Raw genomic sequence first — 8,956 nt, forward strand, 5'->3', positions numbered from 1 at the left:
CAGTAGGGGTGGTCAAAGTTCTCGTTGAACCGGAAGCCGAAGATTCGCCCCAGGCCGATGGCCATGTCGGAGTAGCCGGAGAAATCGAAGTAGATCTGGAAGCCATAGGCGGCGAGGCCCAGCCAGCCCCCCAGCACCGTCAGCGTCCCGGCCCCCTGAGCGGCGAGGCAGTCCTCCCACAGGGCGCCGATGGAGTTGGCCAGCAGCACCTTCTTGGCAAGTCCCACGCAGAACCGCCGGGCCCCCAGAGCGAAGTTCTCCGACGTGTGGAGCCGGTGCCGCAGGTCCGCTGCCACCGTTTTGTACTGGACGATGGGTCCGGCGATCAGCTGGGGGAACATGGTGACGAAGGCGCCGAAGTCCACCATGTTGCGCTGGACCGGTGCGTCCTTCCGGTACACGTCGATGGTATAGCTCATGGTCTGGAAGGTATAGAAAGAGATGCCGATGGGCAGCGGGATGCCCAGCTGGGGCAGATCAATGCCCGGGATCAGGGACAGATTGGCTGCGATGAAGTCCCAGTACTTGAAAAAGCCCAGCAGAGCCAGGTTGAAGATCACCGACTGGGCCACGAACCACCGGGCCTTTTTGTCGTCGCTGCGGAACTTCTCCACCAGCAGACCGTGGGTGTAGTCGATGATGATGGAGAGGAACATGATGACAATGTACACCGGTTCTCCCCAGCCGTAGAAGAGCAGGCTCACCACCAGCAGCACGAAGTTCCGCCACCTCAGCGGCGAGAGAAAGTACACCAGCAGCGTCAGCGGCAGGTAGAGAAATAAAAATGTCAGGCTGCTGAAGACCACCGGCGCCCCTCCCCTCTTCTCCGTTTCACACAGCCAGCCGCGGCACCGCCGCGGCTGGCTGCCTCCTTACGCAAAGAGCGCATTGAACTGCTCCGCGATCTCCTCCTGATGGTCTGCCGTGGCAATCATGGCCACATAGGTTCCATTCTGGACTACCTGTGCGTTGGACCAGGTCTCCATGGACTCCGGGTACCAGGCGCCGCCCTCTGCCTGGGCGTCCACCCGGTCCTGCAGGATGGAGGCGGCGGTGGCAGCGTCCTCCTCCGTCCCGCACTCCGCCAGCACGATCTCATTCACCACGGCGCTGATCATGGGGGCTTTGGCGATCAGCTGCTTGGTGGCCACATCGGCCAGGCCGGGATAGGAGCCCTCCAGCATGTCGCCCTCCAAGTTCATCATCATGATGTCCTCTTCGCCGCTGGAGGCGGCGTCCTCCGCCCAGCCGTACTCCTCCGCCAGGGTGTTGTAAAAGGCCGTCAGATCCACAGTCTTGTCCGTAGTCTTGCCGCCGCAGGCGGTCAGCAGGCCCATCGTCAGCAGCGCCGACAGCGCCAGGGTCAAAAATTTCTTCATAGTGTATTGATTTCCTTTCTGAATGTTCTCGGGGAATACAGACGGACCTCTCCGCTGAAAAGTTCCCTCTCACCGCCAGTATTTCCAATTTTTTTTCTTTTACCATCCCATCCGCCCTGCCCTTGCAATTCTCCGCCGGAGGCGGTATCATGGCTCTATCACAAGGAAAAAGGCGGGAGATCACAATGTACAGTTTCCGAAACGATTACAGCGAGGGCGCCCATCCCAAGGTCCTCCAGGCCCTGGCGGACACCAACCTCCGGCAGACCGTGGGCTACGGCATGGATCCCTGCTGCCAAGCCGCGGCGGATACCATCCGCCGCCTCTGCGCCGCGCCGGATGCGGCGGTTCACTTCCTGGTGGGCGGGACGCAGGTGAACCTCGTCACCATCGACGCGTTTCTGCAGTCCTATGAGGCGGTGGTCGCCGCCCAGACCGGCCACGTCAGCACCCATGAGACCGGCGCCATCGAGGCCACCGGACACAAGGTCTGCACCGTGGAGAGCCCTGACGGCAAGCTGACCCCAGCCCTGGTCGAGTCCGTTCTGGCGGGCCACAACGGCACGGAGCACATGGTGCTGCCCCGAATGGTGTACATCTCCGACACCACGGAGATCGGCACGGTCTACACCCGGGCGGAGCTGGCCGCCCTGCGGCAGTGCTGCGATGTTCACGGCCTGTTCCTCTATCTGGACGGCGCCCGGCTGGGCTCCGCCCTCACCTCCCCCGACAACGACCTGACATTGCCGGACCTGGCCGCCCTCACCCACGCCTTCACCATCGGCGGCACGAAAAACGGCGCCCTCTTCGGGGAGGCGCTGGTGCTCACCCGTCCCATGCCTCACTTCCGCTGGCACATGAAGCAGCGGGGCGCCGTGCTGGCCAAGGGCCGGCTGCTGGGACTCCAGTTCCAGGCCCTGCTGGAGGACGGGCTCTACTTCGACCTGGCCCGCCGCGCCAACGAGCTGGCCTTCCGGCTCCGGGACGGTGTCGCGGCCCTGGGATATCCCTTCCCGGTGGCCTCCCCCTCCAATCAGCAGTTCCCGGTACTGCCCAATGAGACGGTGGCAAAGCTCCAGGAGATGGGCTATGAATTTGAGACCGACCACCCGGTGGATGCGAACCACACCTGCATCCGTCTGGTGACCAGCTGGGCCACGCCGGAGACGGCGGTGGAGGACTTCCTCAGGGACCTGGCCGGGTGCTGAACATCCAAGGGACCGCCAAACAGGCGGTCCCTTTTTGTGTGGTGCTTCCCGCTCTGCTGGCCCATGGGAGCTGTCAAACTCTCTCGTACTTTTGTTCGATTTCTGCTTGACAGAAACGTTTGTTCGAGTTACAATGCAATTAGAACAAAAGTTCGATCAAGGAGGTTTTTTCCATGAGCGGCTGGACTTTCTTTTTTATTCTGGTAGGCGTGGTCTTTCTGACCTCTCAGCTCTTCCGGGTCATCGACGCCATCGAGCGTCCCAACCGGCGGCATGACCGGCGGCGGACAGCCCTGCGGTGAGATGGACGTTCTGGAAAAGCTCACCATCCTGACGGACGCGGCCAAATACGATGCGGCCTGCACCTCCAGCGGTGGGAACCGGAGGGCCAAGGCGGGGTATATCGGCAATACCACCTCCTCTATCGCCGGGTGCTGCCACTCCTTCTCCGCCGACGGGCGATGCGTGACCCTTTTGAAGGTGCTGATGACCAACCGGTGCGTGTATGACTGCAAATACTGCGTCAACCGCCGCAGCAATGAGGCGAAGCGGGCCATGTTCACCCCGGAGGAGCTGGCGGACCTCACCATCCAGTTCTACCGCCGGAACTACATCGAGGGGCTGTTCCTCTCCTCCGGCGTGTACCGCTCCCCGGACTATACCACGGAACTGATGATCCGGGCGCTGCGGATCTTGCGGGAAGAGTACCGCTTCAACGGCTACATCCACGCCAAGGCCATCCCCGGCACGGCGCCGGAGCTGGTGGAACAGATGGGGTTCCTGGCGGACCGGCTCAGCGTCAATATCGAGCTGCCGTCAGAGGCGGGACTTCGGACCCTGGCCCCGGACAAGACGAAGCAGGCCATCCTGGCTCCTATGGGGCAGATTCGGGTGCGGGGACAGCAGAGCCGGGAGGAGCTGGTGAAGTACCGCCACGCCCCCAGGTTCGCCCCTGCCGGGCAGAGCACCCAGTTGATCGTGGGGGCCACGGCGGACACGGACTTCCACATCCTGCGGCTGACCCAGGGGCTGTATGACCGCTACCAACTCAAACGGGTGTTCTACTCCGCCTACGTGCCGGTGGTGGAGCACGCCCTGTTGCCCGCCAAGGACACGAAGCCGCCCCTGCTGCGGGAGCACCGGCTGTATCAGGCGGACTGGCTGCTGCGGTTTTACGGCTTCCGGGCGGAGGAGCTGCTGGATGCAAGCCATCCGGACTTCAACCCCCAGGTGGATCCCAAGTGCAGTTGGGCCCTCCGGCACCTGGACTTCTTCCCGGTGGAGGTGAACCGGGCGGACTACGAGGCCCTGCTGCGGATCCCCGGCGTGGGCGTGGTCTCCGCCAAGCGCATTCTGGTGTCCCGCCGGGCCCGGAAGCTGCGGATCGAGGATCTGCCCAAGCTGGGGGTGGTGATGAAGCGGGCCCAGTATTTTCTCACCGCCTCCGGCCGCATGGCAGACGGCCTGCGGTTCACGCCGGACAGCCTGCTGCGGAATCTGATCGCGGCGGAGCGGCCCTCCCTGCCCCAACCGGAGCTGGAGCAGATGTCCCTGTTTGCCCCTGTGTGAGGGAGGTTCCCCATGACCGAGATGATCTATGAATACGACGGCAGCTTTGAGGGATTCCTCACCTGCATCTTTGAGAGCTACGCCCAAAAAGAAGTCCTCACCGCCATCAGCTGCGGTGAGGACATTCCATTCACGTTGTTCCCTGTGCGGACCGTCCTGACGGACCGGGACCACGCCGCACGGGTATATCGGAAGGTGGTCAAGCTGTCGCCGGAGGCGGCGGACCTGCTGCGCCGCGGCTTTCTCACCTGCCTGCCGGACCGGGAAATGCACCTGTACCGTCTGGTGGTGAAGCTGCTGGAGGAGGGGCCCCGGTTCCTCCGGGACCTGTCCGATGAGACGCTGTATCCCATTCTGCGGGCGGTGCGCCACCTGAACGGTGAGGTCCACCAGTACAAGGGCTTCGTCCGCTTCTCCGACCTGGGGGGCGTACTGGGGGGCGAAATCGAGCCGAAAAACCGGGTCCTGCCCCTGCTGCGCCGTCACTTCTGCGACCGCTACCGGAACGAACGGTTCTTCCTCTACGACCGTACCCACCAGGAGGCCCTGTTCTACGCCGAGGGCCGCTCTGCCGTCCGGCCCCTGGAGCACTTCCAGATGGCCCCGCCGGATGAGGCGGAGGCCCGCTACCGCCTGCTGTGGAAGCGATTCTACGACACCATCGCCATCCGGGAGCGGGAAAACCCCCGCTGCCGCATGACCCACATGCCCAAGCGGTACTGGGGCACCATGACGGAATTCCAGGGGGAAGCGCATTTCAGAGCGAGAGGAACTCCCGCAGCCGTTTCAGGCCCCGGCGCTCCAGCCGGGATACCTGCACCTGAGACACCCCCAGGATCCGGGCAGTCTGTTCCTGGGTCAGTCCCTTGAAGTAGCGGAGAAGAATGGTCATCCGCTCCTTCTCCGGCAGCTGATCGATGGACTCCCGCAGGGCGATCCGCTCCACCATGCCCTCCTCCGGGGCGTCCGTGCCCAGCATCCCCTCCAGGGTGAGGCCGTCTGCGGTCTCCCGCTGGAGGGACTCCGGCGTGTCCGTGGCGATCTCCACCTGGGCGATCTCCTCCGGCGTCAGGCCGGAGGCCTCGGAGAGCTCGCTGAGCACCGGCTCCCGGCCCAGCTCCTGCCGCAGCCGCTCCCGAATGGTGTAAAGTGTTTGAGCTTGCTCCCGCATGGTGCGCCCCACTTTTACCGCGCCGTCGTCCCGGAGAAAGCGACGAATCTCCCCGGCGATTTTGGGCACGGCGTAGGTGGAGAAGCAGGTCCCGTAGTCAAAGTCGAATCCCTGCACCGCCTTCAGAAACCCCAGGCACCCCAGCTGGTACAGGTCCTCCGGGTCCACGCCCCGGCCGTAATACCGCCGCACCACGCTCCAGATCAGGCCGTTGTTCTCAATCACCGCCTGCTCGCAGGCATCCCGGTCCCCCTCCTGGGCCGCCCGCAGCAGCTCCAGCGTGGCGCTCATTTTGTGCCCTGCATCCGGGGTGCCAGCCGCTTGCGCATCACCACGGTGGTGCCCCGGCCCGGCGTGGAGCGGACCACCAGCCTGTCCATAAAGCTCTCCATAATGGTGAAGCCCATACCGCTGCGCTCCTCCCCGCCGGTGGTGAACATGGGCTGGCGGGCCTTCTCGATGTCCGGGATGCCCCGGCCGTGGTCCCGCACCGTCACCTCCAGCACCTGGTCCGGGCAGATGCGGACTTTCACCACCACCTGGCCGATGGAATCCGGATAGGCGTGGACGATGGCGTTGGTCACCGCCTCGCTGACGGCGGTCTTGATGTCCTCCAGCTCGTTGAGGGTGGGATCCATCTGGGCGGCGAAACAGGACACGGCTGCCCGGGCGAACCCCTCGTTGCTGCTGCGGCTGGGAAATGCCAGCGTGACTTCGTTGTTGGCCTTGGTCTTCATGGTATGTACTCCCCCTTTTATCGTATCGTCACCAGCCGGCCGATGCCGGCGGCATCCAGGACCCGCCGTGCCTGCTGAGGCACGTTCCGCACCAGCAGGCTCCCGTCCAGCAGCTGCATCCGCTGCTGGGCCCGCAGGATCAGCGCGATGCCGGAGCTGTCCATGAACGTCACGCCCGCCAGGTCCAGCACCAGTTTTTTCGGCAGCGCCGCGTCGATGGACAGCTCCAGCTCCCGGAGGGCGTTCCGGGCCCCGTGGTGGTCCAGCTCCCCCTTCATCTCCAGCAGCAGATTCCGGTCCGCGCTTGTGGCTTCGATCTCCATAAAGTTCCCTTCTTCCTTGTCGTTTGTGTACCAAGATACAGGGTACCCCGTTTTTCCTCCCATTATAAGGAAACGGCCCATTCTTTTTTGTCGGAATCACACCCCGCCGCAAAATCTTCCCATTTCTCCGCTTGCATCGGCACCTGCGGCGGGGTATCATGAAGGTATCTCAAGGGAAAGGCAGGCATATACATGAAAATTTTGCTGATTAATGGCAGCTCCCGGCCCAACGGCTGCACCTACACAGCCCTGCGGGAGATCGCTGATACGCTGGAATCCGGCGGCGCGGAGACGGAAATCCTCTTTCTGGGCAGCGGCCCCGTCCGGGACTGCACCGCCTGCCGGACCTGTCAGAAGACGCCGGGCCGCTGCGTGTTCGATGACGATATGGTGAACCCAATCATTGAGAAGGCCCGGGAGGCGGACGGCTTCGTGTTCGGTACGCCGGTCTATTACGCCCACCCCTCCGGCCGCATCCTCTCCGTGCTGGACCGGGTGTTCTACGCCGGAAAAGACGCCTTCGCCCACAAGCCCGGCGCGGCTGTTGCCTCCGCCCGCAGGGCGGGCACTACGGCCTCTGTAGATGTGCTGGACAAATATTTCACCATCGCCCAGATGCCGGTAGTTTCCTCTACCTACTGGAACATGGTCCACGGCAACACGCCGGAGGAGGTGCGCCAGGACGCGGAGGGAATGCAGACCATGCGGAATTTGGCCCGAAACCTGCTCTGGATGGTCCAGTGCATCCAGGCGGGAAAGGCCGCTGGACTCCAGCCGCCCCAGGCGGAGAGCGAGGCCCGGACCAACTTCATCCGCTGAAGCGCGAAAGCCCCCGGAGGGGATTTCCCTCCGGGGGCTTTGCTGTATTTAGGGCTCTTTCATGTTTGCTCCCACACCATGGGCGTGTATCGGATGCCGTCCGGGGACAGCTGTTCCTCTGCCGTGGGAGAAAAGCCCAGATGGCGGTAGACCTCCACTGCATAGGGGGAGCTGTGAACCGTGATCCGCCCGCGGCCGCCCTCCGCCAGATATGCCTGGAACAGGAGGCGGCCGATGCCCTGGCGGTGAAACGCCGGGTCTACGAAAAACAGGGCGATGTGGCTCCCCTCCGCCGCCAGGACTCCCAGGAGCTCCTGCCCCTCCCAAGCGCCAAATAGTGTCAAGTGATTTACCTGTTCAATATCTGAAAGATAAGCACGAAATGCCTCCACGCCCTCCGGCGGATACTCCGGCGCCTCAAATTCAAGGAACACCCGCCGGCACAGGTCCATGGCCGCCGGAAGCTCGCCACCCTGTATGCGTCGAATCTCCATCGCACACCTCATTCCCCCAGAAGGGACCGTACCCGGTCCAGCGCCTCCGGCGCCGACGGCTTGATGCCGATCACGGGTACGGTCAGCCCTGCCGACTCCAGTGCCGCCCGGAGAGATGCGATAAACACGCCCCGGCCGGGCAGTTCCCGGTCCTGGTCCGAGGTGGTGTTCACCCCGCAGCAGGGGGAGCGGTCCATACCTACGATGCCCAGCACGGCAAATCCGTGCTTCTGGTACTCCCGAATCTGCCAAACCACCTGATCCGTCAGCTCCCGCAGCCGGGCAGATGCCTCCGGCTGGCCCATGGCCCGGCGGATGCGGGTGTTCTCCGCCACCACCGGCCGCTCCCCGCCTTTGGGGTCTCCACGATCCAGCCCCAGGCAGCACAGCTCCGGGCACGGCAGCTGCACCACGCCTACCCGGGCATCCAGGACTGTCCGTAGAATCTCCCGGTGGGCGGCAGGCACCTCCGCCGTGCCGTCGGAAATGGCGTTCTGATTCAGCAGGCAGTGGGCCAGAAACACCACACGCCTGCTCCTTCCGTCGGTAAACATCCCGTCTCTCCTTTCATCGGCGGGGACTTCCCCTTTCTCAGCCTCTCAGACATCTCAGCGCAGACAGCCGGTGACGAACTTCAAGGGCACCTCCATCCGCGCGGCGATCTGCTCCGGCGTCATGCCCTGGTCCCGGAACCGACGGCAGACGGACTTCATATTCTCACCCACCTCAATGATGTGGCGGTCCGGGTCATAGAGCCGCACCACCCGCTGCCCCCAGCGATGCTCCAGGGGCGGGCGGACGTACACCACATCCGCGCACCCAGCCAGGTGCGCCAGGAAGCCGTCGAAGTCGTCCTCCTCAAAGTAGACCTCGCTGTCATTTGCACCAAAGCGGATCTCCTCCACCTCTTTTCCAAGGAAGTCCGTCCAGGTATCCAGTGTTTGGAGGCACAGGCCGCCGGTGAGGGTCACGTTGGCACCGAAATCCATCACCACATGAAGCCCCAGGACCTCCCGGTAAAAGGTCTTGGACCGCTCCATGTCCCGGACTGCCAGCAGGGGATTTTTCAGCTTCACAAGATCAGCCCTTTCTTGAAACGGATTGTGCTGCCGGGCCTGACGGCCGTCTGGACAGCACCCTTGCTCTATGATAAAATTGAAAAAACCATACAGGGAGGATTCTGCGATGGCAATCACTGTCAATATCTATTACACGGGCAACCGCGGAGCTGCCCGGAAATTCGCAGAGGAGATGAC

13 protein-coding genes are annotated in these 8,956 nt (G+C 63.4%); 5 read left to right on the plus strand and 8 right to left on the minus strand.

Annotated elements, in window-relative coordinates; translation table 11 throughout:
* Both QVE23_RS10960 and QVE23_RS08070 read right to left on the minus strand, forming a co-directional pair.
* Positions 1 to 806 (minus strand): MBOAT family O-acyltransferase (locus QVE23_RS10960; RefSeq protein ID WP_502919084.1); only part of this gene is annotated, 806 nt, incomplete at its 3' end.
* A gap of 66 nt (positions 807 to 872) precedes the next feature.
* Positions 873 to 1,379: a DUF4358 domain-containing protein gene (locus QVE23_RS08070; protein ID WP_021750661.1), complete on the minus strand. Its 507-nt coding sequence runs from the start codon at positions 1,377 to 1,379 to the stop codon at positions 873 to 875.
* A gap of 185 nt (positions 1,380 to 1,564) precedes the next feature.
* Between QVE23_RS08070 and QVE23_RS08075 the strand changes: the two genes are divergently transcribed.
* The 4 genes from QVE23_RS08075 (at position 1,565) to QVE23_RS08090 (ending at position 5,026) form a co-directional block, all read left to right on the plus strand.
* Positions 1,565 to 2,587, plus strand: coding sequence for a threonine aldolase family protein (locus tag QVE23_RS08075; RefSeq protein WP_025544244.1), 1,023 nt, complete (start codon positions 1,565 to 1,567; stop codon positions 2,585 to 2,587).
* Positions 2,588 to 2,760: 173 nt separating this feature from the next.
* Positions 2,761 to 2,889, plus strand: coding sequence for a hypothetical protein (locus tag QVE23_RS08080; protein WP_256264507.1), 129 nt, complete (start codon positions 2,761 to 2,763; stop codon positions 2,887 to 2,889).
* A gap of 1 nt (position 2,890) precedes the next feature.
* On the plus strand, positions 2,891 to 4,156 hold the full coding sequence (locus tag QVE23_RS08085; protein ID WP_025544243.1) for a putative DNA modification/repair radical SAM protein: 1,266 nt from the start codon (positions 2,891 to 2,893) through the stop codon (positions 4,154 to 4,156).
* 12 nt (positions 4,157 to 4,168) lie between these two features.
* The gene (locus tag QVE23_RS08090) at positions 4,169 to 5,026 is read left to right on the plus strand and encodes a TIGR03915 family putative DNA repair protein (RefSeq protein ID WP_036631052.1); all 858 of its coding nucleotides are present in this window, start codon (positions 4,169 to 4,171) and stop codon (positions 5,024 to 5,026) included.
* Here the strand turns inward: QVE23_RS08090 and QVE23_RS08095 are convergent.
* From QVE23_RS08095 to QVE23_RS08105, 3 genes are read right to left on the minus strand one after another with little or no spacing between them, the layout of a single operon-like run.
* Positions 4,914 to 5,618 carry a sigma-70 family RNA polymerase sigma factor gene (locus QVE23_RS08095; RefSeq protein ID WP_021750665.1) on the minus strand — a complete coding sequence of 235 codons (705 nt, stop codon included), beginning with the start codon at positions 5,616 to 5,618 and terminating at the stop codon, positions 4,914 to 4,916. The two genes, QVE23_RS08090 and QVE23_RS08095, sit on opposite strands and share 113 nt — an antisense overlap.
* Entirely contained in the window at positions 5,615 to 6,064 is a 450-nt protein-coding gene (gene spoIIAB / locus QVE23_RS08100) for an anti-sigma F factor (protein WP_021750666.1), read from the minus strand. The genes QVE23_RS08095 and spoIIAB overlap by 4 nt, the downstream gene beginning before the upstream one ends.
* A 17-nt stretch (positions 6,065 to 6,081) precedes the next feature.
* Positions 6,082 to 6,387 (minus strand): STAS domain-containing protein, encoded by a 306-nt coding sequence (locus tag QVE23_RS08105; RefSeq protein ID WP_025544241.1) that lies wholly within the window; start codon positions 6,385 to 6,387, stop codon positions 6,082 to 6,084.
* A 192-nt stretch (positions 6,388 to 6,579) separates the two neighbouring features.
* Between QVE23_RS08105 and QVE23_RS08110 the strand changes: the two genes are divergently transcribed.
* Positions 6,580 to 7,206, plus strand: coding sequence for a flavodoxin family protein (locus tag QVE23_RS08110; protein WP_021750669.1), 627 nt, complete (start codon positions 6,580 to 6,582; stop codon positions 7,204 to 7,206).
* Positions 7,207 to 7,265: 59 nt separating this feature from the next.
* Here QVE23_RS08110 and QVE23_RS08115 read toward each other — a convergent pair whose 3' ends face one another.
* Genes QVE23_RS08115 through QVE23_RS08125 form a run of 3 tightly spaced genes read right to left on the minus strand, consistent with a single transcriptional unit; the run spans position 7,266 to position 8,776 of the window.
* Positions 7,266 to 7,700 carry a GNAT family N-acetyltransferase gene (locus tag QVE23_RS08115; RefSeq protein WP_287967902.1) on the minus strand — a complete coding sequence of 145 codons (435 nt, stop codon included), beginning with the start codon at positions 7,698 to 7,700 and terminating at the stop codon, positions 7,266 to 7,268.
* An 8-nt stretch (positions 7,701 to 7,708) separates the two neighbouring features.
* The gene (locus QVE23_RS08120) at positions 7,709 to 8,254 is read right to left on the minus strand and encodes a CD3072 family TudS-related putative desulfidase (protein WP_287967904.1); all 546 of its coding nucleotides are present in this window, start codon (positions 8,252 to 8,254) and stop codon (positions 7,709 to 7,711) included.
* A gap of 54 nt (positions 8,255 to 8,308) precedes the next feature.
* Positions 8,309 to 8,776, minus strand: coding sequence for a VOC family protein (locus tag QVE23_RS08125; protein WP_119310972.1), 468 nt, complete (start codon positions 8,774 to 8,776; stop codon positions 8,309 to 8,311).
* Positions 8,777 to 8,956 lie beyond the last annotated feature (180 nt).

This window comes from Oscillibacter sp. KLE 1728, from assembly GCF_934833455.1.
Classification (GTDB): domain Bacteria; phylum Bacillota; class Clostridia; order Oscillospirales; family Oscillospiraceae; genus Oscillibacter; species Oscillibacter welbionis.